Raw genomic sequence first — 22,566 nt, 5'->3', positions numbered from 1 at the left:
CGATCGACACCGCGCTACCCGCGGGTAAGATGCGGTCCATGAGTGCGCAAGCGACCGAGGTCGAGGCGAAGGTGCCCGGCGAGATCGTCAAGTCGGTGCAGGCGTTCGTCGCCGAGCACGGGGGTTCGGCCACCGCGGTGCTGCAGTCGCTGGGGACCGAGGGGGTCCGGGTGACGCTGGTCGGCGGCGACGGGGTGCTCGGCGACCGGGTCGTCGGCAGCCGCGCCGTCGCCGAGGCCCTGGTGGAGCGGGTCGACGGGCTGACCGCCAGCGAGGAGTGGAACCGCGAGCTCAGCTCCGCGGCCACCCCGCGGCGCGGGCACTACGCCAAGATGGCGGGCTGGGTCGCGAAGCAGACCACATTTCCCAAGGCGCGCAACGAGCGCTGAGCGCGCGCGGCCCCGGGCCAGGCGTCCAGCCGACCCTCGAACGGGCTGAGCCCGCGCGGCCCGGCTAGGCGGGCAGGCGGCACAGCACGACCGGGCAGGGGGCGTGGTGCAGCAGGTTCTGGCTGGTGGAGCCGATCATGGTGCGCACCAGGCGATTCCGGCCGTGCGTTCCGGCGACGACCAGGCTCGCCGTCTCGGCCTCGGCGAGCAGCGCGGAGGCCGCGGGCGACTTCCTGACCACGCGGGTGACGGCCACGTCCGGGTACTTCTCCGGCCAGCCGGCCAACCGCTCGCCGAGCAGCTCGGTCTCGCGCTCGGCGAGCGCCCGCTCGTCCTCCGGCGCGGCCGACCAGCGCAGCAGGTCGGGGTCGTTCCAGGCGTGCAGCGCGACCAGGTCGGTGCCGAGCAGCGAGGCCAGGTCGAAGGCGTGCTCCAGGGCGATGTCGCCGCAGGGGCTGCCGTCCACCCCGGCCAGCACCGGGCCGCGGCCGGGCAGCGGGGCGTCGGGGTCGCCGCGCCAGACCGCGACCGGGCACAGCGCCTTGTCCGCCACCCGCAGCGCGGTCGAGCCGAGCAGCAGGGTGCGCAGCGGGCTCGCGCCGCCCGCCGCGACCACGAGCAGCCGCGCGGATTCCGCCGCGACCAGCAGTTCGGCCGCCGGGTCGCCGTCGAGCACCAGCTGGGTGGGCTCGACGCCGGGGCGGTCGGCCTGCACGACGGCGGCGGCCTGCCGCACCGCGCGGCGGCCCTCGGCGCGGAGTAGGTCGCGCAGGTCGGCGTCGGCCCAGCGCGGCGCGACGATCCTGGTGTCGGGTACCGCGATGACGCTCACCAGGATCAGCGGCGCCCCGCGCCCGGCCGCCAGCGCCGCGGCCCAGCGGGCCGCCGCGAGCGCCGGTGCGGTGCCGTCGATCCCGACGACGATCGACTGCTGAGCCACCTGCATTGTTGTCCTCCCCAGGGACGCGCGAACCGGTCGCTCCACCTTGGCAGCGCGCGGTCCCGGCGTCATCGGGCCGAGGGACCCCGAAGCAGGGCCGAAAGTCCCTGGTGCGCCGAGTGGTTGCCCGCCCTCGGCCGCCGACCGGCCCCGCGCAGGTCGCGGCGGTGCCGCCGAGGCCGCCCGATGGTCGCCGGGAGCCCGCTCGTCAGGCGGCGGCGGGCGCGGGGTGCTCCGCCGGGACCCGCTCGCGGCGGTGCAGCGCGGCCCAGAGCGCGGCGGTCGCGGCGGTACAGGCGGCGGCGCCGCCGACGTGCACGGCGACCAGCGCGGCGGGCACCTCGGTGAGGTACTGCACCAGCCCGACCAGCGCCTGTGCGCAGACCAGCCCGATCAGCACGAAGAGCCGGGTCCGCACCGCGCGGGTGATCCCCACCGCGTACAGCCCGAAGCCGAGCCCGACCAGCAGCGCCAGGTACCCGACGAGCAGCTGCGCGTGCAGGTGCACCAGCGTCACGATCTCCACCTGCAACCGCTCCACCGGCCGCTCGATGCTCTTGTCGCCCGCGTGCGGCCCGGCCCCGGTCACCAGCGTGCCCGCGATCAGCACCCCGGCCAGCGCGACCCCGCTCAGGATGGTCAGCAGGCGCAGCGGTCGCGGCGCCTGCGCCACCCGGACCCCGTCGTCCGGCTCGCCGATCTCGGCGTACAGCACCGTGGCGAGCCACACCATCACCATGGAGACCAGCAGGTGCACGGCGACGGTCCACCAGAGCAGCCCGGTGCGCACGGTGATTCCGCCGATGATCGCCTGCAGCACGGTGCCGCCCGGCATCAGCCAGGCGTACACCAGCACCGAACGCCTGCGCCGCGCCCTGACCACCGCGAGCACGACCAGCGCCGCGCACAGCGTCACCGCGAAGGTGAGCAGCCGGTTGCCGAACTCCACCGCCTGGTGCACCACCGGCACCTCGGAGACCCCGACCGGGGTGAAGCTGCCGGGGAAGCACTGCGGCCAGGTCGGGCAGCCGAGCCCGGAGGCGGTGACCCGGACCACCGCCCCGGTCACCGAGATCCCGGCCTGGGTGAGGATCACCGCGAACGCGATCAGCCGCTGCGCGCGCAGCGAGGGGAGCGGGAGCCGGTCGACGATTCGCAGGAAGGCGCGGTACACCACGCGACGATGGTAGCGCGCGTACTACACCGCGTCGTTGAGGGCTACTGGAACCGGAACCAGCGCACCGCGGCCACCCCGCCGACCAGCCCCCACACCGCGAGCACGACCAGCCCGAGCCAATCCACCGCCCCGCGCATGGCCTCCTCCAGCGCCACCGCGAGCGCACCGGAGGGCACCAGCCGGACCAGGGTGTGCACGGCATCCGGCACCGATCCGGCGGCGAAGTGCACGCTGGCGATGCCGAGCATGACGAACCAGAGGATATTGGCCAGCGCCAGCACGATCTCCGCGCGCAGCGTGCCGCCGAGCAGCAGCCCGAGCGCGGCGAAGGTGGCGGTGCCGAGCGCGATCACCACGGCACCGAGCAGCAGCCCGCCCGGCTCCGGCCGCCAGCCGAGCGCCAGCCCGATCGCACCGAGCAGCAGCGCCTGCACGATCACCACGAGCACCACCGCGCCGCTCTTGCCCGCGATGATGCCCCAGCGCGGCAGCGCCGTCGCGCCGAGCCGCTTGAGCGCGCCGTAGCGCCGGTCGAAGCCGACCGCGATGGCCTGCCCGGTGAACGCGGTCGACATCACCGCGACCATCATCACGGCGGGCACGATGGTGTCCACCCGCTCGGTGCCGAGGTCGCCGAAGGGCAGCAGCGTGAGCCCGACCAGCAGGGTGATCGGGATGAACATGGTGAGCAGCAGCTGCTCGCCGTTGCGCAGCAGCAGCACCAGCTCCAGCCGGGTCTGCGCGGCGAGCATGGCGGCCCGGCCCGCCGGGCGCGGGCCGGGGGCGAAGGTGCCCGGCGCGAACCGGTTCTCCGAGTCGGCGCTCATCCGCGCAGCTCCCGTCCGGTGAGTTCGAGGAAGACGTCCTCGAGGCGGCGCTGGTCGATCCGGATATCGGTGGCGAGCACGTTCTGCCGCGCGCACCAGGCCGTCACGGTGGCAAGCACCTGCGGGTCGATCTCGCCTTCGATGAGGTAGGCGCCGGGCGCGGTCTCGCGCGGCGCGAAGCCCTCCGGCAGCGCCCTGGCCAGCAGCTCGAGGTCGAGCTTCGGGGGCGCGGCGAAGCGCAGCTGGCCCGCGGCGCCGTGCGCGGTGACCTCGGCGGGCGTGCCCTGCGCGACGATCCGGCCGCGGTCGATGATGACCAGCCGATCGGCCAGCTGCTCGGCCTCGTCCATCAGGTGCGTGGTGAGCACGACGGTCACGCCGTCCCGGCGCAGCGCGGCCACCAGCTCCCAGACGATCAGCCTGGCCTGGGCGTCCAGCCCCGCGGTCGGTTCGTCCAGGAAGACCAGCTCCGGCCGCCCGACCAGCGCGCAGGCCAGCGCCAGCCGCTGCTGCTGCCCGCCGGAGAGCCTGCGGTAGGGGGTGCGGCGGTGCTCGCGCAGCCCGAGCGTGCCGAGCAGCCACTCCGGGTCGAGCGGGTTCGCCGAGTAGGCGGCGATCAGCTCCAGCATCTCGCCCGCCCTGGAACCCGGGTAGGCGCCGCCGCCCTGCAGCATGACGCCGATCCGCGGCCGCAGCGCCTCGGAGTCGGCGATCGGGTCCAGGCCGAGCACCCGCACGCTGCCCGCGTCCGGGCGCAGGAAGCCCTCGCAGATCTCCACCGTGCTGGTCTTGCCCGCGCCGTTCGGCCCGAGCAGCGCCAGCACCTCCGCCCGCCGCACGTCGAAGGTCAGCCCGTCGACCGCGACGGTCTCGCCGTAGCGCTTGACGACGCCGTCGACGCGGAGCGCGAGATCGGAGGCAGCGGTCACGATGTCACACCGTAGGCATCCGCCGGCTGTGACGGAGCCGACACCCCCGTCCGGCGCCAGGGCAGCTGGTTTTTGGTGAGCACCACGAACAGCACGACGACGATCACCCCGGCGACGGCCGCGCCCACGATCTGGAACACCTCGAACTCCGCGCCGCGCGGCATGGCGATCACGCTCACGATCGCCGGAACCACCACCGCCGGGCCGCGGAAGGCGGCCCGGGTGGCCCAGGCTGCCAGCGGCACGATGGCCCAGAGCAGGTACCAGGGCTGCACCACCGGGAAGAGCAGCACGATGGCGCCGAGCGCGACACCGAGCGCGCCGACCGGGTGCAGCCGCCCGGTATTGGTCGCCACCAGCATGCGCAGCGCGATGAAGGCGGCGCCGAGCGCGGCGATCGGCCTGGTGATGCTGAGCAGCGCGGTGGTGTGGTCGCCGAGCCCGAGCAGCACGCCGCCGAACCCGGTGATCACGCCGAGCGCGGTCGGCAGCGACATCCAGCTGCGCACCGCGCTCGCCGTGTTCAGGGTGTAGAGCCAGCCGAAGCCGAGCCCGCTCACGGCGCTGATCGCCACCGTCGTCACCCCCGCGACCAGGGCGAGCAGCAGCGCGGCCCGCAGCACCGACCACGGCCCCGGGCCCCAGCGCCTGGCCAGCGCCATGCCGACGAAGCCGAGCGCGATGATCGAGGTGAACTTGATGGTGGAGGAGAGCGTGATCGTCACCACCCCGCCGGTCAGCAGGGCATAGGTGCGGGCGTCGAAGATCGGCGAGTCCTCGATGGCGCGCAGGCAGAACTCCATCCCGGCCAGCATCAGCCCGAGCATCAGCGCGTCGTTGTGCACCCCACCGACCAGGTGGAACAGGACCAGCGGGTTGCAGGCGCCGAGCCAGAGCGCGCTCACCGGCGCCACCCCGCAGCGCACCGAGAGCCGCGGCAGCGCCCACACGATGAGCGCCACCCCGGCCAGTGCCAGCGCGCGGTGCGCCCACACCCCGGCGATGATGTTCTCCCCGGTCAGCTCGGCGATGCCGCGCCCGACCCAGAGGAAGAGCGGACCGTACGGCGCCGGGGTGTCGCGCCAGATGGTCGGGACGTTGTTGGTGAGCACGTTGTCGATGCCGAGCCCGGCGACCGGTCCCTCCGAGTACGGGTCGATCCCGCGCCCGGCGATCTCGCTCTGCGCGAGGTAGGAGTAGACGTCGTTGCTGAACAGCGGCGGGGCCACGCTCAGCGGCAGGATCCAGAGCAGCAGCGTGCGGTCCAGCTGCGAGCGGGAGACGCGGTGTCGCGGTGAGCCGCCGAGGCTGCCGATGGCGAAGCGGCCGAGCAGCAGCCAGGCCAGGACCACGATGGCCGAGCCGACCATGCACATGGCGAGCGAGCCGGTGTGCGCGCGGGCGAAGATGCCGAGTACCCGGACCCCGGAGACGGGGTTCTGGTGGACCGGCTGGGCGCCGATGCCGAGCGCGGCGATCGCCATGAGCACGGTGCCGGTGGCGCCGAGCAGGCGGATGCGGTCGAGCTGGCGTAGCTCTGTGCGGTCGAGCCCGGGGACTTCCTTCTCATCGGTGTGCAGCACCGCGATGGTGTGATCGGCGGGCACGTCGAGCCCGAGCGCCCGGCGTCCGAATGCCACAATCCGACGCCGCGCGCCCGTTAGTACCGCCACGGCGGTCAGCCTAGTCGGCGGATCGGCGCGTTCCGGCGGCGTGCTCGGGATGATTTTTCAACGGCTTCGGCTTCGCGTCGGGTCGATTCGGGTGCGCGGGTCACACTTCCGAGGCGCGGCGCAGCAGTACCTCGCGTTCGCGGGCGTTGCCGGTCATGGCGGCGGCCGATTCCAGGGCGGCCCGTGCCTCGGTCGAGCGGCCCAGCCGGGCCAGCAGCTCACCGCGGGTGGCAGGGAGGAGGTGGTAGCGGTCGAGCTTGCCGCCCGCGTCGAGGGCGTCCAGGATGCGCAGCGCCGCGGTGGGGCCGGTGGCCATGGCGACGGCGGCGGCGCGGTTGAGTTCGACGACCGGGTTCGGGGCGATGCGGCCGAGCGCCTCGTAGAGCAGGACTATGCGCTCCCAGTCGGTGTCCTCCACCGATGCGGCGACGGCGTGGCACTCGGCGATACCCGCCTGCAGCGCGTACGGGCCACGGCCGTGGCGGAGGGCGTCGCCCCTGGCGAGCGCGGCTCGGCCGCGGGTGATCCGGTCGCGCTCCCAGCGGCCGCGGTCCTGGTCGGCGAGCAGGACGGGGTCGCCGTTGCGGTCGAGGCGGGCCGGGAAGCGGGCCGCGGTCAGCTCCATGAGGGCGACCAGGCCGTGTGTCTCCGGCTCGTCGGGGACCAGCTCGGCCAGCACCCGGGCCAGGCGTAGCGCCTCGCGGCTCAGTTCGGGGCGCATCCAGTCGGTGCCGCGGCTCGCGGCGTAGCCCTCGTTGAACATGAGGTAGAGGACGGCGAGGACGCCGGTCAGGCGCCGGCCGAACTCGCTGCGCGGCGGCAGCTCGAAGGGGACCTTCGCCGCGGCCAGGGTCTTCTTGGCGCGCACGATGCGCTGCTGCACGGCGGGGGTGGAGATCAGGCACGCGCGGGCGATCTCCTCGCCGGTGAGGCCGCCGACCACGCGCAGCGTCAGCGCCACCTGCGCCTGCGCGGCCAGCACCGGGTGGCAGGAGATGAAGATCAGCCCGAGGATGTCGTCGTCGATCCGGTCCGGATCCCACGGAGGGCCGGTCCAGTGCTCCTCGTCCGGCTCGCCCTCGCGCAGCTCGGCGCCGAGCACGGTGAGCCGGTCGTCGTGCCGGTCGGCGCGGCGCAGCACGTCGATCGCTCTGCGCCGGGCGACGGTGGTGAGCCAGGCGCCGGGGTTGTCCGGCACGCCGCGCTCCGGCCACTGGACGAGCGCGTCGGCGAGCGCCTCCTGGGCGGCGTCCTCGGCGATGCCGAAGTCACCGAGCGAGCGGGCCAGGGCCGCCACGATGCGCGCGGATTCCATCCGCCACACCGCGGCGACCCGGCCCTCGAGTGCTCCGGTCATCAGGAGTTCTTGGCCTCGGCCTCTGCCCGCCAGACCTTCTCCTTCTCGATCCACTCGTTGTCGGCCGGGAAGTCCTCGACGCCCGCGATCCGGCGCACCTCGAGCTTGTTGCCCTTGCCGAGCGGCGCCTTGCGCGCCCACTCGACGGCCTCGTCGGCGGAGGCGACGTCGAGGATCCAGAAGCCGTTGAACAGCTCCTTGGTCTCGCCGTACGGGCCGTCGGTGACCAGCGTCTCCGCGCCGGTGAACTCCACGACGAGACCTTCGGCGGCGTCGGTCAGGCCGTCGCCGCCCGCCAGCACCCCGGCCTTGATCATGGACTCGTTGAAGGCGCCCATCTCGGCGATGATCTGCTCGAAATCCACCTCGGCGGATGCGGCGAGCGCCTCGTCGGTGGTCCGCATGATCAGCATGTACTTCACGGTTCTGCCTCTCTGTCGGGATCGTGGTTCGACCCTCTCACCCACAGCGTCGAACGGCAGCCGGGGAGATCGACACGGACCGCGAAATATTTTGGTGATGTGGCGTTCGTCGCATCTCGGAGCTCGAAAAGCGGGCGAATCGGGCGAATCCCCACCCTAACGGCAGCTCCGCTCGAAGCGGCGATGCGGCAGCTCAGGGCACCCTTATTAGATTTCGGGAAGTAATTCCGCCACACTTGTGTTGTGAAAACCGTGGATTTGCGGAACGAGGACGACGGAACCGGCCGCCCGGCCGGCGCCGCGCCCGCCGCTGTCCCGGTCGAGGGGCAGACCAGGGCCGCCATCGTGCAGCTGCTGCTGGAGGAGGGGCCGATCACGGCCACCGCCGTCGGCAGCAGGCTCGGCCTCACCCCCGCGGGCGTGCGCAGGCACCTGGACGCGCTGATCGAGTCCGGTCAGGCCAGGGCAGGCCGCTCGGCGCCCTGGCAGCAGCGCGGCCGCGGCCGCCCGGCCAAGCAGTTCCAGCTCACCGCCGCAGGCCGCGGCCGGATGGGGCACGCCTACGACGACCTGGCCGGGGCCGCCATGCGCAGGCTGCGTACGCTCGGCGGCCAGCAGGCCATCCAGGATTTCGCGCGCGATCGGGTCGAGGCCATCGTCGGCGAGGTCGAGCCGCTGGCCCCCGACGACCGGCGCGATGCCGGTGAGATCGCGGAGAAGGCCGACGAGATCGCGGGCGCCTTCGCGGGCGCCGGTTTCGCGGCGACGACAAGGAAGGTCGGCGCCGGTGTTCAGATCTGTCAGCACCACTGCCCGGTCGCGCACGTCGCCGAGGAGTTCCCCGAGCTGTGCGAGGCCGAGCTGACGGCCTTCCGTGAGCTGCTCGGCACCCACGTGCAGCGTCTGGCGACCATCGCCAACGGCGACTGCGCCTGCACCACGCACGTCCCGCTCTTCGTACGCGCACCGAAAGCCACCGCTGCACAGCCCGCGGCGGTCACTACCGAGAACTCCGGAAGGAGTGCCGAATGACGACGACCACCGATCCGGTTCAGCCGCTATCCCAGGAAGAGACCATTGCGTCCCTGGGGACCTACGGCTACGGCTGGTCCGATTCGGACGCGGCGGGCGCTGCCGCGCAGCGCGGCCTGTCCGAGGCCGTCGTACGCGACATCTCGGACAAGAAGAGCGAGCCGGAGTGGATGCTCGACGTGCGCCTCAAGGCGCTGCGCATCTTCGACCGCAAGCCCATGCCGAACTGGGGCTCCAACCTCGACGGCATCGACTTCGACAACATCAAGTACTTCGTGCGCTCCACCGAGAAGCAGGCCGCCTCCTGGGAGGACCTGCCGGAGGACATCAAGAACACCTACGACCGGCTCGGCATCCCGGAGGCGGAGAAGCAGCGGCTCGTCTCCGGCGTCGCCGCGCAGTACGAGTCCGAGGTGGTCTACCACCAGATCCGCGAGGACCTGGAGCAGCAGGGCGTCATCTTCCTCGACACCGACAGCGGCCTGCGCGAGCACCCGGAGATCTTCCAGGAGTACTTCGGCTCGGTCATCCCGGCGGGCGACAACAAGTTCTCCGCGCTGAACACCGCGGTGTGGTCCGGCGGCTCCTTCATCTACGTGCCGCCCGGCGTGCAGGTGGACATCCCGCTGCAGGCCTACTTCCGGATCAACACCGAGAACATGGGGCAGTTCGAGCGCACCCTGATCATCGTCGACGAGGGCGCCTACGTGCACTACGTCGAGGGCTGCACCGCGCCGATCTACAAGTCCGACTCGCTGCACTCCGCGGTGGTCGAGATCGTGGTGAAGAAGGGCGGCCGCTGCCGCTACACCACCATCCAGAACTGGTCGAACAACGTCTACAACCTGGTCACCAAGCGGGCCAAGGCGGAGGCGGGCGCGACCATGGAGTGGGTCGACGGCAATATCGGTTCGAAGGTCACCATGAAGTACCCGGCGGTCTGGATGACCGGCGAGCACGCCAGGGGCGAGGTGCTCTCCATCGCCTTCGCCGGCGAGGGCCAGCACCAGGACACCGGCGCGAAGATGCTGCACCTGGCGCCGCACACCTCGTCGAACATCATCTCGAAGTCGGTGGCGCGCGGCGGCGGGCGGGCCTCGTACCGCGGCTTGGTCCAGGTGAACAAGGGCGCCTACGGCTCGAAGTCCACGGTGAAGTGCGACGCGCTGCTCGTCGACACGGTGAGCCGCTCGGACACCTACCCCTACGTCGACATCCGCGAGGACGACGTCACCATGGGCCACGAGGCGACCGTCTCCAAGGTCTCCGACGACCAGCTGTTCTACCTGATGAGCCGCGGCCTCACCGAGGACGAGGCGATGGCGATGGTGGTGCGCGGCTTCGTCGAGCCGATCGCCAGGGAGCTCCCCATGGAGTACGCGCTGGAGCTGAACCGGCTGATCGAGCTGCAGATGGAAGGGGCGGTCGGCTGATGGCTGTCGATAACGTGGCCGCGGCGGCCGAGGCGCGGGTACCCGCGATCAACAAGGGCGAGGTCTTCACCTCGTTCGATGTCAACGCGTTCGAGGTGCCCTCCGGGCGCGACGAGGCGTGGCGGTTCACCCCGGTGCGCCGGTTGCGCGGGCTGCACGACGGCACCGCGACCAGGGACGGCAGCGCGACGGTCGAGGTGACCCCGGTCGACGGCGTCACCATCGAGACCGTCGGCCGCGACGACGCCCGCCTCGGCGCGGCGGGCACTCCCGCCGATCGCGTCGCCGCGCAGGCGTACTCGGGCTTCGAGCAGGCCACCGTGGTCTCGGTCGGCGCGGAGGTCGAGGTCGCCGACCCCGTCACCGTGACGATCACCGGCCCCGGTGCGGGCCGTACCGCGTACGGCCACCTCCAGGTGCGGCTCGGCAACTTCGCCGCCGTCACCGTCGTCATCGACCTGCGCGGCAGCGGAACCTACGCGGAGAACGTGGAATTCGTGCTCGGCGACAGCGCCCGGCTCACCGTGGTCGCGGTGCAGGACTGGGCCGACGACGCCGTGCACGTCACCGCGCACCACGCGCTGCTCGGCCGGGACGCCACGCTCCGGCACACCGCCGTCACCCTCGGCGGCGAGCTGGTGCGGCTCACCGGCACCGTGCGCTACGCGGGCCCCGGGGGCGACGCCGAGCTGCTCGGGCTGTACTTCGCCGACGCGGGCCAGCACTTCGAGCAGCGGCTGCTCATCGATCACTCGGTGCCGAACTGCAAGTCGAACGTGATGTACAAGGGTGCGCTGCAGGGTGATCCGGACTCGCCGAAGGGCGATGCCCGCACCGTGTGGGTCGGCGACGTGCTCATCCGCGCCGCGGCCGAGGGCACCGACACCTTCGAGCTGAACCGCAACCTGGTGCTCACCGACGGCGCGCGCGCCGACTCGGTGCCGAACCTGGAGATCGAGACCGGCGAGATCGTCGGCGCCGGGCATGCCTCGGCCACCGGCCGCTTCGACGACGAGCAGCTCTTCTACCTGCGCGCCCGCGGCATCCCGGAGGATGTCGCCCGCCGCCTGGTGGTCCGCGGCTTCTTCCACGAGATCATCCAGAAGATCGCGGTCCCCGAGGTGCGGGAGCGGCTGGAGGCGGCCATCGAGGCCGAGCTCGCCGCCATCGGCGCCTGACACCCGAATCCACAGCCCCGAAGGACATTCGATGACCACCCTGGAAATCAAGGACCTGCACGCCGCGATCACGACCCCCGAGGGCGAGACCAAGGAGATCCTCAAGGGCGTGAACCTCACCGTGAAGTCCGGTGAGACGCACGCCATCATGGGCCCGAACGGCTCCGGCAAGTCCACCCTCTCCTACGCCATCGCCGGTCACCCCAGGTACACCGTGACCTCCGGCTCGATCACCCTCGACGGCGAGGACCTGCTCGCCATGTCGGTGGACGAGCGCGCCCGCGCCGGGCTCTTCCTCGCCATGCAGTACCCGGTCGAGGTACCCGGCGTCTCCACCTCGAACTTTCTGCGCACCGCCGTCACCGCCGTCCGCGGCGAGGCGCCGAAGCTGCGGCACTGGGTCAAGGAGGTGAAGGAGTCGATGAACGAGCTGGAGATCGACGCCGCCTTCGCCGAGCGCAGCGTGAACGAGGGCTTCTCCGGCGGCGAGAAGAAGCGGCACGAGATCCTGCAGCTCGGGCTGCTGAAGCCGAAGATCGCCATCCTGGACGAGACCGACTCCGGCCTCGACGTGGACGCGCTGCGCATCGTCTCCGACGGCGTCAACCGCTACCAGCAGCAGGAGAACGGCGGGGTCCTGCTGATCACGCACTACACCCGCATCCTGCGCTACATCCAGCCGGAGTTCGTGCACGTCTTCGTCGGCGGCCGGATCGTCGCCGAGGGCGGCGCCGAGCTCGCCGACGAGCTGGACGCGAACGGCTACGTCCGCTTCACTCAGACCGCGACCGCCGGAGCCTGATATGACCGCAGCACCCGAGCGCGTTCTCGATGTGGCTCGGATCCGGGCCGACTTCCCGATCCTGAGCCGCACGGTGCGCGACGGCAAACCGCTGGTGTACCTGGATTCCGGGGCCACGTCGCAGCGCCCGGTGGCGGTACTCGACGCCGAGCGCGAGTTCCTCGTCACCAGGAACTCGGCGGTGCACCGGGGCGCGCACCAGCTGGCCGAGGAGGCCACCGACGCCTACGAGGGCGCGCGCGCCGACATCGCGCGCTTCGTCGGCGTCGACGCGGGCGAGATCGTGTTCACCAAGAACGCGACCGAGTCGCTGAACCTGGTCACCTACGCCTTCGCCGACGACCGCTTCCCGTACCACCTCGGGCCGGGCGACGAGATCGTCGTGACCGAGCTGGAGCACCACGCGAACCTCGTGCCGTGGCAGGAGCTCGCGCGCCGCACGGGTGCCACGCTGAAGTGGTACGGGGTGACCGAGGACGGCCGGATCGACCTGGATTCGCTGGTGCTGTCGCCCGCCACCAAGGTGGTCGCCTTCACCCACCAGTCCAACGTCACCGGCGCCGTGGCGCCGGTCGAGGAGCTGGTGCGGCGCGCGAAGGCCGTCGGTGCGCTCGTGGTGCTCGACGCCTGCCAGTCGGTGCCGCACGCGCCGGTCGACTTCCGCGCGCTCGGCGTGGACTACGCCGCCTTCTCCGGGCACAAGATGCTCGGCCCCTCCGGCGTCGGCGTGCTCTTCGGGCGCCGCGCGCTGCTCGAGGAGACCCCGCCCTTCATCACCGGCGGCTCGATGATCGAGACCGTGACCATGGAGCGCAGCACCTACGCCCCGCCGCCGCAGCGCTTCGAGGCCGGGGTGCCGATGACCTCGCAGGTGGTCGGGCTCGGCGCGGCCGTGCGATACCTGGAGGCGATCGGCATGGACATCGTCGCCGCGCACGAGCACGCGCTGGTCGACGCCGCGCTGGCCGGGCTCTCCGGAATCGATGGCGTGCGGATCGTCGGGCCCGCCGAGAACGTGGAGCGCGGCGGCGCGGTCGCGTTCGTGGTGGACGGGATCCACGCGCACGACGTCGGGCAGATCCTGGACGATCAGGGCGTCGCCATCCGGGTCGGGCACCACTGCGCCTGGCCGCTGCACCGGCGCTTCGGCGTCGCGGCGACGGCCCGCGCCTCCTTCGCGGTCTACAACACCCTGGACGAGGTGGACGCGCTGGTGGCGGCGGTGCGGAAGGCTCGCGAGTTCTTCGGGGTTGCCTAGATCATGCGCATGGAGCAGATGTACCAGGAAGTGATCCTGGACCACTACAAGCACCCGCACCACCGCGGGCTGCGCGAGCCGTACGGCGCCGAGGTGCACCACGTCAACCCGACCTGCGGTGACGAGGTGACGCTCCGGGTCGCCATCGACGACGCGGGCGAGATCGCCGACGTCTCCTACGACGGCCAGGGCTGCTCGATCAGCCAGGCCAGCACCTCGGTCCTCACCGACCAGGTGATCGGGCTGCCGGTGCAGCAGGCGATGAAGGTGGTCGACTCGTTCAGCGAGATGATCTCCAGCCGTGGCACCGTCGAGGGCGACGAGGACGTGATCGGCGACGGCATCGCCTTCGCCGGGGTCGCCAAGTACCCCGCCCGGGTCAAGTGCGCACTGCTGGGCTGGATGGCGTTCAAGGACGCGGTGGTGCGCATCGAGGATCAGCGATCGAAGGGAAGCGGGCCATGACGGAGACACCCGAGACCACCGCGCCGGAGGCCGAGCTCTCGGCCGAGGACGCCAAGCTGCTGGAGGACCTCGAGGAGGCGATGCGCGACGTCGTCGACCCCGAACTCGGCATCAATGTCGTCGACCTCGGGCTGGTCTACGGCTTCACGGTGGAGGAGGACGTCGCCGTGCTGGACATGACGCTGACCTCCGCCGCCTGCCCGCTCACCGACGTGATCGAGGACCAGGCGCGCAACGCGCTCGTGCGCAGCGGGCTGGTCGAGGATCTGAAGATCAACTGGGTCTGGATTCCGCCGTGGGGGCCGGACAAGATCACCGACGACGGCCGCGAGCAGCTGCGCGCGCTCGGCTTCACCGTCTGACCGAAGGTTCTGTGCGGCAGGAAATTCCGCCGCTGGACAACCGGGAGCACCGCGAGGATGATTCTCGCGGTGCCCCTCGTCGGTGAGGGGCTGAGCTGGAGGTTCGTCCCGTGTCCCTGCCGCAGCTGTCCCGGTCGGTCGCCGGAGTCGTCGCCACGACGGCGGCGCTGCTCGGCGCCGGGGTCTCCGCCCCGGTCGCCGCGGTACCGCCGAAGGGGCTCTACTACGGCACGATCTCGCTCTCCGAGTCCACCGGGGTGGTCGCCATCACCACCGACCACCGGAGCTGGGTCGCCGCCGACGCCGAGGCGATCAAGGACTGCGGCGTCTACGACTGCCGGATCGTGCTGCAGTACGCCGACGGCTGCGCCGCTGTCGCGCGCGGCGCGGACGGGCGGTTCGGCTGGGCCGCGGCGCCCTCCCGGCCCGAGGCGGAGTCCGCCGCCATCGCCGGGCTCGGCGAAACCGCCCCGCCCTTCCCCGATCTCGGCAGCTCGACACCGCGCCCGGCGGTGCTCACCACCTCCGCCTGCACCCGCAACGCGCTCTGACCCGACCCGCCCGGAAGGGGGGTCGGTTTGCTTGAACGTCGCTCCGCTGCCGATCATGGTTCCGTGCTGGTTTCCGATGGTGTGATCGCCCTGCGTCCGATCGCGGTGGCCGACGTCCCGGCCCACCTCGCCGGAGCGGACTCCGCGCTGATCCGGCTCTGGCCGGACCTCGGCGCCGAGGGGCCGGCGACCGAGCGCTTCGCCGACAGCGCCGTGGCCTGGGAGACCGACGGCCCGGCCCGGCTCTTCGCCGTCACCGAGTTCCCCACGGCCGAGCTCATCGGGCTGCTCGACATCCGGCTCGCGCGGCCCTACCTGGACAAGGGGCAGGCCAGTATCGAGTACGGCGTGTACCCCGAGCGCCGCGGGCGCGGCCTCGCCACCCGGGCCGTCATCCTCGGCTGCCGGTACCTGGCCGCGCTCGGCACCGTCGAGGAGGCGGTGATCCGGGTGGACCCGGAGCACACCTCCTCGGTCGCGGTCGCGCGCCGGGCCCGGTTCCGCTACAGCCACAGCGCCACCGACGGGGACGATCGGGTGGACTGGTACCTCCAGGCCATCTGACGTCCGCGCAGCTTCGGCGGGCGGGTAGGTGGCGCCGTCTCGACCGTCGCCAGCGGTCGGGCGGTCGCCCGTGGTCGGGCCGCGCGCCTGCGGTCGGGCCGCGCGCCCGCGGTCAGGTCGGCGCCCGCGCGGTGAGCGCGCGGGTGATCCCGCCGCCCGCGGTGCGCAGCGCCGACTCCAGCAGGGCGCCGGCGTTGGCGGCGCCGATCCGGGCGAGCAGCTCCGGCGTGAGCAGCGAGGACGGCCGCTCGACCAGCCCGATCACCTGGAAGAGCGCCGCGGCGACCCGCGGATCCCGCTCCGCCGCCACCAGGATGGGATCCAGCGCCGCGACCGCGGCCCGCGCCACCGGCCCCTCCGGCGTCACGTGCGGCATGGCCCCGTCGGCCGCGACCGTGAGCTGCCAGGCGTGGTCGATCTCCGGCCGCACCGCCCGGTAGAAGCGGCGCGCCAGATCGCGGGTGCCGCCGCCGAGCACCGTGCGCAACACCGCCATCTGGATCGCCGCCACCGTCATCCCCTGCCCGTACACCGGGCTGAAGCTGCACAGCGTGTCGCCGGTGACCAGCAGCCCGTCCGGGAAGGACGGCAGCCGCTCGTACCGGCGGCGCAGGTTCGCCCGGTACCGGAACGAGGCCGACGGATCGGGGTACTCGGCCCCGGCCAGCGCGTCCACGACGTCCTCCGGCGCGAAATGCGCCGCGTAGGAGGCGAACCCGGCGGTGTCGACCGGCGGCTTCTCGCCGCCGAACCCGATCAGCGTCACGATGTGCCGCCCGCCCTCCACCGCGAAGATCGCCAGCGCCCGCGGCGGCGCCGTCCGCACCCCGGCGGTGATGCTCAGCTCCCCGGCCAGCGCCCCGGCAGGCAGCCGGGCGAACGCGCTGGTGTAGACGATCTCGATCGGCGTGCCCTCCTCGGCGGGCGGCGCGTACCCGAACCGCTCCAGCCAGGAGTTCACCGCGCTGCCGCGCCCCATGGAGGCCACCACCAGATCGGCGTCCAGCCTGCGATCGCCTTCGCTGTCCCGCACCAGCACCCCGGTGACCCGCCCGCGCCGCGGATCGTGCGAGAGGTCGAGCGCCGCGACCCCGTCCCTGATCGCCACCCCCGGCAGCGCCGCCACCCGCGCCCGCACGTGATGCTCCAGGTGCGGCCTGCTCGCCTGCAGCGCCACGTGCCCGGTCGCCGTGCGGGCCAGCCGATGCCCCGCCACCGCGAACCGCACCTGCTCCAGCGCCGCGCACTCCACCGCGCCCGCGGCCACCAGCTCCGCGCGCAGCCCGGGGAAGAACTCCTCCAGCAGCGCCGCGCCGCGCGGGAGCAGCCCGTGCACGTGCCTGCCCTGCGGAACGCCGCGCCGCGCCCGCGGCTCGTCCGGCAGGTGGTCGCGCTCCAGCACCGTCACCCGGTCGTAGTGCTCGGAGAGCACCCGCGCGGCCAGCAGCCCGCCCATTCCCGCACCGAGCACGATCGCGTGCATGCCGGACCTCCGGATCGCCGAACTGAGACCGATCGACCATAGAGTCTCATATGGTGGGGTGGCAAGGCCCGGGCATAATGGCCGCGTGACCCGGAATGCCGAGCTCCTGGAGCGGACCGCCCTGGAGATGATGGGCGAGATCGGTCTCGACGCGCTCACCCTCGCCGCCGTCGCGCAGCGCGCGGGCGTCTCCCGCGCGACGGCGTACCGCGAGTTCGGCGACAAGAACGGCATGATCGGCGCCGTCGCCCGCGCCGAGGTCGCGGCGATGATCGCGCTCGGCTACCGCGAGGTCGACCTCTTCGCTCCGCTCCCGGACGTCGTGCACGCCGCCGTCCGCTTCGCCCTCACCCACCTGCGCGGCCACCCGGTGATCCGCCGGGTCCGCGACCACGAACCCCGCTGGCTGCTCGATGCCGCCATCGCGCACGGGGATTCGGCAGGCACCCTGGTCGAGACGGTGAGCGCCTTCGTCACCCCGATCGTCGGCGCCCGCCCGGACGCCGCCGAGCTCGCGGTGCCGCCGGAGCAGGCCGCCGAGATCATCGTCCGCATCGTGCTCTCGCACGTCCTGATCCCGCGCAGCGGGCTCGCCGACGGCGACATCGCCGCCACCGCCGTGCGCGCGGTGTTACGCGGCTGACGCACCTGTCGGCCGAACGGACGACGGCGGGCGCTTCGATCCGCGCCTACGGTCGGGGCAGATATGTTCGCGGGTGTCAGGGGAGTTGTGCACGATCAGCCGGACGATTCCAGCGCAACGATGGCCGAGAAGATGCGCCGAGATCTGTTCTCGGAGCGGCGGCGCGCCCTGGATCGCTTGCAGAAGCATCCGCGCGGACGAGACGTTCTCGCACACGCCGAGACGGTTTTCGCTGAACACGGTTCGCCGCAGGGCTTCTTCGACGCCATCCTGCGGGAGATTCTGGCCCACCTGACCGAGCACCTGGACGGTTCGGCCCGTGTGGAGGCCGAGCGGACCGTGGCGATCATGGTCGATCAGACGTCGGTCGAGGCGGTGTCCCTGAGCAAAGCCGATGGCTCTCATGTTATTCGGATATCGGACGCGCAGCTGTCCATGCTCGGACTCCTGAAGGATCTGCTGCTGGCATGGTCCGCGACGCACAGCCGCTTCCGGCTGATCTCCCTCGGCCGCCGGTTGTTCGCCGCTCACCGGGATCGGTTGCCGAAAGTGGACGATACGATCCTGGCTGGTGCCGCGAGTATTCGCTACACCATCCTGTGCCAACGTGTCGAAGGCGCATCGTCGCAGGTGGCTTCCCCGGTGCGGCTCACCGATCGCGTGCGGGCGGACGACGGTTCCCCGGCGGTCTTCGCCCTGATGTTCATCATCGCGCACGAACTCGGCCACGTCGTTCTCGGGCACACCGCGCATGAAGGGCGGCGCAGCCGCGACGAGTCACACCGGGTCGAATTCGAGGCCGACGCGTTCGGGCTGGAGCTGATGATTCGAGCGTTGGGCGGGCGCGATGCCGCGACGCTGGCTGCGCACAGCGCTGCGGTCGCTCTCTCGGCGATCACGATCGGCTCGGAGCCACTGTTCATCCGAGCTCCGGAGACCCATCCGAGCCTCGCGGCCAGAATTGCCGCGCTGACCGAGCGCGACGGTGTCGACCCGACGGTGCTGGCCGCACTGGGGCACGGATTGACGAGGATGACGCAGATCGGGGTCGCGATGACGAATCCGTTGGATCAGCGCTGCTGGGATCTGCTGCATTCCTCGCCCGCCTTCGACACCACGGTGAACCCGGGCTACGAATACCGGATGGTCCGCGGATACGACCTGTGGCTCGGCGCGGACGCAACCCGCGCGGCCGCGACTCTGCGGGATCTGCGCGACGATCGGAACAGCCCGATCACGGCCGAACTGGCGCGAGTGGACTTCGACGCGCTGCTCGGCGGTGTCGAGCTACTGAGCCGAGGTGAACCGCGGGGGGCATTGGAGTCGTGGGGCGTCCGGCGCATCGACGGACTACTCGACCAGGCCCGCACGCTGTCCTTCCACGAGCTTCTGCGGGCCATCACGCGCGGGGCGGCCTTCGCCGCGGACCCGGTGCCGGACGACGGCACTTCCCGCTCGAGCGACTACCAATTCGTGAAGTACTCGCTCGGCATGATGCTCGCCAGCATCCTCGAACCCGCACTCGGAAAGGCTGCCTCGTGATCGACATCCTGGAACTGCTCGCCGAGAGTGACGACGAGGAGCTGTACGCCGCGCTCGGTGCGCAGCTGCTCGGGCAGGGGCTCGGGGCGGGCGTGGTGGACGACGACCAGCATCGCCGGTTCGGGATGCGGTGGTTCGAGGAGCGGATTGACAGATTCCGGGAAGCGGTCTGCGATACGCAGATCGTCGCCGGGCTCACCGGTGACTTCACCGCCGACGTGACGGCCGTGGCGTCGGCGCTGCCGCTCGGCGATGACCGGATCCTGGCACTGACGATCGCCGCGATCATCCTCCGGCGCGGTCTAACCGAGTTCTGCCGGACCCGCGACAGCGCTTGACTCGGTGTAAAGGGCCCGCGCGGAGCCGCGACGCCATGCTCGCGGCTCCGGCCGGGCGCGCATTCGATCTGGTGCGGCAGAGGTGTTCTCCGAACACCAATGGTTAGGCTAACCTGACTTTATGAGCAAGGGTCTAGAAGGCCTCATGATGAAGGCCTACCGTGCGGACAACTACAAGCTGACCGTCACTTCGGTCCGCGCCATCACCGACAAGTACATCCGGGTCGGGTTCACCGCGGGCGGCCTGCTCGCCGACTATCCGGTGCATCCGACCCAGTGGATCCGGATCTGGTTCGACGACGGCAAGGGCAACTACCGCCAGCGCGGCTACACCCTGGTCGACCAGGACGCCGAGAACGACACCTTCGGCGTCGAGTTCGCGCTGCACCACGGCCCGGCCTCGGTGTGGGCGGAGAACGCGCAGGTGGGGGAGGTGATCGAGGCGTCGGCGATGAAGAATATCGGGGCCTCCAACTTCGCGATCCCGGACCCGGTGCCCGCCGAGTTCGTGATCTTCGGCGACACCGCCTCGCTGCCCGCCGTGAACTCGCTGTTGCGCGCGCTCGGCGACACGCCCGCGCGGGTGTGGCTGGAGTGGCAGTACGAGTCCGACCCGACGCTCCCGGTGCAGGCAAGCCCGCAGCACGAGGTCACCTGGGTGCAGCGGGTGGACGACGGCAGGCTGCTGCGCGAGGCCGCCGAGGGGATCGCCCTGAAGCAGGGCACCTTCGGCTGGGTCGCGTGCGACGGCCGCACCACGCGCTCGATCGTCAAGACGCTCAAGACCAAGCACGGGCTGAGCAAGGAGTCGATCAAGTTCCAGGCGTACTGGAAGTGATCCGCTCGTAGACGAGGTGGCAGGCATTGCGGGAGGGCCGGACCTCCCGCTGCCGGTAGTGGCGGCGGGTGCCCGGCCGGAAGAGCGGGGTGCCGGCGCCGAGCACCAGGGGAGCCAGGTGCAGTCGTAGTTCGTCCACCAGGCCGGCCTCCAGCGCGCGGCCGATCAGCTCACCGCCGCCCATGAGCACCACCGCGCCGTCCCCGGCGATCGTCGCGGCCCGGTCGATCGCCGACGGCAGCGAGTCCGTGAAGGTGACCCGCAGGCCGAGTTCCCGCACCAGCCTGCTCTCGGCCGGGGCCGCGCGCGTGACCACGAAGAACGGCGGCGTGGCCGCCTCCTGCGCGCCGTAACCCATGTCGGCCGTCCAGCCGCCGGGGCCGTCGACCACGTCGTAGAGGCCGCGGCCCATGATCACCGCGCCGCTGATGGCGGTGGCGTCGCGCAGGACGTCGCTGTCCACCTCGTCCCGCTCGCTCACCCAGGCGTGCAGCTCCTCGGCATCGCCGAGTCCGCGGCCGGGGCCCGCGCCCGCTCCGGTCACGTAGCCGTCCAGGGACATGGTGATGTCGGCGATCACGGTCGTCACGGCGATTCCTCCTCGATCCGGTTGTCGGTACCGACGGACCGGGGAGCGCAGATTCATCGGCCGGTCACATACCGGGCACGTAACTTCCCCTTGACCAGCTTCCCGGTGGGCGTGCGCGGCAGATCGTCGGAGAAGTCGACGGTGCGCGGCACCTTGTAGTGCGCGATCCGCTCCCGCAGGTAACCGCGCAGCTCGTCGGCGAGCTCGGGGCCGGGCTCGGCGCCCGGCGCGGGCTGCACGACCGCGAGCACCGATTCGCCCATCTCCTCGTCCGGCACCCCGATCACCGCCACGTCGAGCACCTTCGGGTGCAGCGCGAGCGCGTCCTCCACCTCCTGCGGGTAGATGTTCACGCCACCGGAGATGATCATGAACGCCTTGCGGTCGGTGAGGAAGAGGTAACCGTCCTCGTCCAGGTAGCCGATGTCGCCGGTGGTGGTCCAGGCCGGGTGCGCGGGGTGCACCGCCTCGGCGGTCTTGGCCGGGTCGTTGTGGTAGGCGAAGGGCAGCTCGTCGCGCTCGAAGTAGACGGTGCCGATCTCGCCGACCGGTAGCTCGGCACCGTCGGCGCCGCAGATCCGGATGGTGCCGAGCCCGGCGGTGCCCACCGACCCCGGCTTGCGCAGCCACTGCTCGCTATCGATGAAGGTGGCGCCGTTGGCCTCGGTGGAGCTGTAGTACTCGAACAGGATCGGGCCCCACCACTCGATCATCGCCCGCTTGACCTCGACCGGGCACGGCGCCGCCGCGTGCACCGCGACCTTCAGGCTCGACACGTCGTACCGGCCGCGGATCGCCGCGTCCAGCTTGAGCATGCGCACGAACATGGTCGGCACCCACTGGCTGTGCGTCACCCGGAACCGCTCGATCGCGGCCAGCGCCTGCTCGGGATCGAACCTCCGCATGATGACCAGCGTCCCGCCGAGCGCGTGCACCACGCCGCCGAAGCGCAGCGGCGCCGCGTGGTAGAGCGGGGCGGGGGAGAGGTAGACGGTGTCGCTGTCGAAGCCGTACAGCGGGCCGAAGATGGCGGTGTAGGTGTCGCCGGGGGCGTCCCCGACCTGGCGCTCAGGCAGCGGCTGCCGGATGCCCTTCGGCCGCCCCGTCGTGCCGGACGAGTACAGCATGTCCGCGCCGCGCGGCTCGTCCGCGCGCGGCTCCGCCGAGGCGGCCGCCAGCGCCCGCTCGTACGACCCGAACCCCGCGACCTCCCCGCCGAACGCCAGCCGCAGCTCCACCGCGGGCGTCTGCGCCAGCACCTCCGCCGCGACCTCGGCCGGCTCCGCCGAGACGATCAGCGCCCGTGCCCCGCAGTCGTTCACGATGTAGGCGATCTCGGGCGCCGACAGGTGCCGGTTCACCGCCGTGATGTAAAGCCCGGATCGCAGCGCGGCCCAATAGACCTCGTACACCTTCGGGTCGTTCCCGGAGAGCAGCGCGAGGTGGTCGCCGCGGCGCAGCCCGGCCTCGTGCAGGTGCCGCGCGAGCCGCACCGAATTCTCCTCCAGCTGCCGATAGGTGAGCGTCTCCCCGGTTTCGGCCACCACCACCGCGGCCTTGTCCGGAAAGCGGTCGACGTGTGCGCCGGGGTACATGCGGCTCCTCAGGGCGAGCGGAGAGGGTGCTTCACTTCCGGACAGTAGCCGAAAGTGAACCGGTGTTCCGAGAGTTACGCGGATCTTCCGCGCTGTCCTCCGAACGGTGGATTGGCAGTGCTCCTGGCTGCTCCTACGCTCCGGTCGGCGGAGTGGAACGACGGTTCGGAGGTGGCGAT

General features: G+C 71.8%; 24 protein-coding genes. 14 read left to right on the top strand and 10 right to left on the bottom strand.

All coding sequences use genetic code 11. The features are described from left to right. Positions 1–38: 38 nt before the first annotated feature. Positions 39–389, top strand: a complete 351-nt coding sequence (locus LTT61_RS07735; protein ID WP_233019249.1) for a hypothetical protein — start codon at positions 39–41, stop codon at positions 387–389. A gap of 64 nt (positions 390–453) precedes the next feature. Here the strand turns inward: LTT61_RS07735 and LTT61_RS07730 are convergent, their stop codons facing one another. The 7 genes from LTT61_RS07730 to LTT61_RS07700 all read right to left on the bottom strand — a co-directional run bounded on the left by LTT61_RS07730 (position 454) and on the right by LTT61_RS07700 (position 7,714). Beyond that, positions 454–1,335, bottom strand: a complete 882-nt coding sequence (locus LTT61_RS07730; protein WP_233019248.1) for a universal stress protein — start codon at positions 1,333–1,335, stop codon at positions 454–456. A 202-nt stretch (positions 1,336–1,537) separates the two neighbouring features. After that, positions 1,538–2,506 carry a COX15/CtaA family protein gene (locus tag LTT61_RS07725; RefSeq protein WP_233019247.1) on the bottom strand — a complete coding sequence of 323 codons (969 nt, stop codon included), beginning with the start codon at positions 2,504–2,506 and terminating at the stop codon, positions 1,538–1,540. Positions 2,507–2,547: 41 nt separating this feature from the next. Then, on the bottom strand, positions 2,548–3,333 hold the full coding sequence (locus LTT61_RS07720) for an ABC transporter permease (protein ID WP_233019246.1): 786 nt from the start codon (positions 3,331–3,333) through the stop codon (positions 2,548–2,550). Then, positions 3,330–4,262 carry an ABC transporter ATP-binding protein gene (locus LTT61_RS07715; protein WP_233019245.1) on the bottom strand — a complete coding sequence of 311 codons (933 nt, stop codon included), beginning with the start codon at positions 4,260–4,262 and terminating at the stop codon, positions 3,330–3,332. Before LTT61_RS07715 ends, LTT61_RS07720 begins: the two co-directional genes overlap by 4 nt. After that, entirely contained in the window at positions 4,259–5,986 is a 1,728-nt protein-coding gene (gene mptB, locus LTT61_RS07710; RefSeq protein WP_420094797.1) for a polyprenol phosphomannose-dependent alpha 1,6 mannosyltransferase MptB, read from the bottom strand. Before mptB ends, LTT61_RS07715 begins: the two co-directional genes overlap by 4 nt. A 49-nt stretch (positions 5,987–6,035) precedes the next feature. Then, positions 6,036–7,292 carry an RNA polymerase sigma factor gene (locus LTT61_RS07705; protein WP_233019243.1) on the bottom strand — a complete coding sequence of 419 codons (1,257 nt, stop codon included), beginning with the start codon at positions 7,290–7,292 and terminating at the stop codon, positions 6,036–6,038. Further along, positions 7,292–7,714, bottom strand: coding sequence for a YciI family protein (locus tag LTT61_RS07700; RefSeq protein ID WP_233019242.1), 423 nt, complete (start codon positions 7,712–7,714; stop codon positions 7,292–7,294). Before LTT61_RS07700 ends, LTT61_RS07705 begins: the two co-directional genes overlap by 1 nt. A gap of 252 nt (positions 7,715–7,966) precedes the next feature. Between LTT61_RS07700 and LTT61_RS07695 the strand changes: the two genes are divergently transcribed. The 9 genes from LTT61_RS07695 to LTT61_RS07655 all read left to right on the top strand — a co-directional run bounded on the left by LTT61_RS07695 (position 7,967) and on the right by LTT61_RS07655 (position 15,359). After that, positions 7,967–8,746 carry a helix-turn-helix transcriptional regulator gene (locus LTT61_RS07695; protein ID WP_420094796.1) on the top strand — a complete coding sequence of 260 codons (780 nt, stop codon included), beginning with the start codon at positions 7,967–7,969 and terminating at the stop codon, positions 8,744–8,746. Continuing rightward, positions 8,743–10,179 (top strand): Fe-S cluster assembly protein SufB, encoded by a 1,437-nt coding sequence (sufB, locus tag LTT61_RS07690; protein ID WP_233019241.1) that lies wholly within the window; start codon positions 8,743–8,745, stop codon positions 10,177–10,179. The genes LTT61_RS07695 and sufB overlap by 4 nt, the downstream gene beginning before the upstream one ends. Next, positions 10,179–11,357 carry a Fe-S cluster assembly protein SufD gene (gene sufD, locus LTT61_RS07685; protein ID WP_233019240.1) on the top strand — a complete coding sequence of 393 codons (1,179 nt, stop codon included), beginning with the start codon at positions 10,179–10,181 and terminating at the stop codon, positions 11,355–11,357. Before sufB ends, sufD begins: the two co-directional genes overlap by 1 nt. 31 nt (positions 11,358–11,388) lie before the next feature. Next, complete coding sequence (gene sufC, locus LTT61_RS07680) at positions 11,389–12,159, top strand: Fe-S cluster assembly ATPase SufC (RefSeq protein ID WP_233019239.1); 771 nt, start codon at positions 11,389–11,391, stop codon at positions 12,157–12,159. Position 12,160: 1 nt separating this feature from the next. Further along, the gene (locus LTT61_RS07675) at positions 12,161–13,417 is read left to right on the top strand and encodes a cysteine desulfurase (protein WP_233019238.1); all 1,257 of its coding nucleotides are present in this window, start codon (positions 12,161–12,163) and stop codon (positions 13,415–13,417) included. Positions 13,418–13,420: 3 nt separating this feature from the next. Further along, complete coding sequence (gene sufU, locus LTT61_RS07670) at positions 13,421–13,882, top strand: Fe-S cluster assembly sulfur transfer protein SufU (protein WP_233019237.1); 462 nt, start codon at positions 13,421–13,423, stop codon at positions 13,880–13,882. Continuing rightward, positions 13,879–14,244, top strand: coding sequence for a metal-sulfur cluster assembly factor (locus LTT61_RS07665; protein WP_233019236.1), 366 nt, complete (start codon positions 13,879–13,881; stop codon positions 14,242–14,244). Before sufU ends, LTT61_RS07665 begins: the two co-directional genes overlap by 4 nt. A gap of 110 nt (positions 14,245–14,354) precedes the next feature. Then, a complete protein-coding gene (locus LTT61_RS07660; RefSeq protein WP_233019235.1) occupies positions 14,355–14,795 on the top strand; it encodes a DUF4189 domain-containing protein in 441 nt (146 codons plus the stop codon). Between the two features lie 63 nt (positions 14,796–14,858). After that, positions 14,859–15,359 carry a GNAT family N-acetyltransferase gene (locus tag LTT61_RS07655; protein ID WP_233019234.1) on the top strand — a complete coding sequence of 167 codons (501 nt, stop codon included), beginning with the start codon at positions 14,859–14,861 and terminating at the stop codon, positions 15,357–15,359. Between the two features lie 112 nt (positions 15,360–15,471). On the opposite strand, the gene LTT61_RS07650 is transcribed toward LTT61_RS07655, so the two are convergent. Continuing rightward, complete coding sequence (locus LTT61_RS07650; RefSeq protein WP_233019233.1) at positions 15,472–16,842, bottom strand: FAD-dependent monooxygenase; 1,371 nt, start codon at positions 16,840–16,842, stop codon at positions 15,472–15,474. A gap of 85 nt (positions 16,843–16,927) precedes the next feature. Between LTT61_RS07650 and LTT61_RS07645 the strand changes: the two genes are divergently transcribed. From LTT61_RS07645 to LTT61_RS07630, 4 genes are all read left to right on the top strand, one after another. Further along, a complete protein-coding gene (locus LTT61_RS07645; RefSeq protein ID WP_233019232.1) occupies positions 16,928–17,485 on the top strand; it encodes a TetR/AcrR family transcriptional regulator in 558 nt (185 codons plus the stop codon). A 120-nt stretch (positions 17,486–17,605) separates the two neighbouring features. Continuing rightward, complete coding sequence (locus LTT61_RS07640; RefSeq protein ID WP_233019231.1) at positions 17,606–19,027, top strand: M48 family metalloprotease; 1,422 nt, start codon at positions 17,606–17,608, stop codon at positions 19,025–19,027. Then, positions 19,024–19,365, top strand: coding sequence for a hypothetical protein (locus tag LTT61_RS07635; RefSeq protein WP_233019230.1), 342 nt, complete (start codon positions 19,024–19,026; stop codon positions 19,363–19,365). The genes LTT61_RS07640 and LTT61_RS07635 overlap by 4 nt, the downstream gene beginning before the upstream one ends. 121 nt (positions 19,366–19,486) lie before the next feature. Further along, positions 19,487–20,203 carry a siderophore-interacting protein gene (locus LTT61_RS07630; protein WP_233019229.1) on the top strand — a complete coding sequence of 239 codons (717 nt, stop codon included), beginning with the start codon at positions 19,487–19,489 and terminating at the stop codon, positions 20,201–20,203. On the opposite strand, the gene LTT61_RS07625 is transcribed toward LTT61_RS07630, so the two are convergent. Both LTT61_RS07625 and LTT61_RS07620 read right to left on the bottom strand, forming a co-directional pair. Beyond that, entirely contained in the window at positions 20,178–20,792 is a 615-nt protein-coding gene (locus tag LTT61_RS07625; protein WP_233019228.1) for a dihydrofolate reductase family protein, read from the bottom strand. The genes LTT61_RS07630 and LTT61_RS07625 overlap by 26 nt on opposite strands. A gap of 53 nt (positions 20,793–20,845) precedes the next feature. Continuing rightward, positions 20,846–22,387 carry an acyl-CoA synthetase gene (locus LTT61_RS07620; RefSeq protein WP_233019227.1) on the bottom strand — a complete coding sequence of 514 codons (1,542 nt, stop codon included), beginning with the start codon at positions 22,385–22,387 and terminating at the stop codon, positions 20,846–20,848. Positions 22,388–22,566: the final 179 nt, after the last annotated feature.

It is taken from the genome of Nocardia asteroides (genome assembly GCF_021183625.1).
GTDB classification, from domain to species: Bacteria; Actinomycetota; Actinomycetes; order Mycobacteriales; family Mycobacteriaceae; genus Nocardia; species Nocardia asteroides_A.
Note: the sequence above shows the minus strand (reverse complement) of the source record. Positions and strands in the feature narration are given on the sequence as shown.

Excerpts from the sequence above, each read along its gene's own strand:
- LTT61_RS07705 (WP_233019243.1), bottom strand. The coding sequence starts at position 7,292 with ATGACCGGAGCACTCGAGGGCCGGGTCGCCGCGGTGTGGCGGATGGAA.
- sufU (WP_233019237.1), top strand. The coding sequence starts at position 13,421 with ATGCGCATGGAGCAGATGTACCAGGAAGTGATCCTGGACCACTACAAG.
- LTT61_RS07675 (WP_233019238.1), top strand. The coding sequence starts at position 12,161 with ATGACCGCAGCACCCGAGCGCGTTCTCGATGTGGCTCGGATCCGGGCC.
- LTT61_RS07720 (WP_233019246.1), bottom strand. The coding sequence starts at position 3,333 with ATGAGCGCCGACTCGGAGAACCGGTTCGCGCCGGGCACCTTCGCCCCC.
- sufC (WP_233019239.1), top strand. The coding sequence starts at position 11,389 with ATGACCACCCTGGAAATCAAGGACCTGCACGCCGCGATCACGACCCCC.
- LTT61_RS07640 (WP_233019231.1), top strand. The coding sequence starts at position 17,606 with ATGGCCGAGAAGATGCGCCGAGATCTGTTCTCGGAGCGGCGGCGCGCC.
- LTT61_RS07730 (WP_233019248.1), bottom strand. The coding sequence starts at position 1,335 with ATGCAGGTGGCTCAGCAGTCGATCGTCGTCGGGATCGACGGCACCGCA.
- sufB (WP_233019241.1), top strand. The coding sequence starts at position 8,743 with ATGACGACGACCACCGATCCGGTTCAGCCGCTATCCCAGGAAGAGACC.
- LTT61_RS07620 (WP_233019227.1), bottom strand. The coding sequence starts at position 22,387 with ATGTACCCCGGCGCACACGTCGACCGCTTTCCGGACAAGGCCGCGGTG.
- LTT61_RS07735 (WP_233019249.1), top strand. The coding sequence starts at position 39 with ATGAGTGCGCAAGCGACCGAGGTCGAGGCGAAGGTGCCCGGCGAGATC.
- sufD (WP_233019240.1), top strand. The coding sequence starts at position 10,179 with ATGGCTGTCGATAACGTGGCCGCGGCGGCCGAGGCGCGGGTACCCGCG.
- LTT61_RS07630 (WP_233019229.1), top strand. The coding sequence starts at position 19,487 with ATGAGCAAGGGTCTAGAAGGCCTCATGATGAAGGCCTACCGTGCGGAC.
- LTT61_RS07665 (WP_233019236.1), top strand. The coding sequence starts at position 13,879 with ATGACGGAGACACCCGAGACCACCGCGCCGGAGGCCGAGCTCTCGGCC.
- LTT61_RS07650 (WP_233019233.1), bottom strand. The coding sequence starts at position 16,842 with ATGCACGCGATCGTGCTCGGTGCGGGAATGGGCGGGCTGCTGGCCGCG.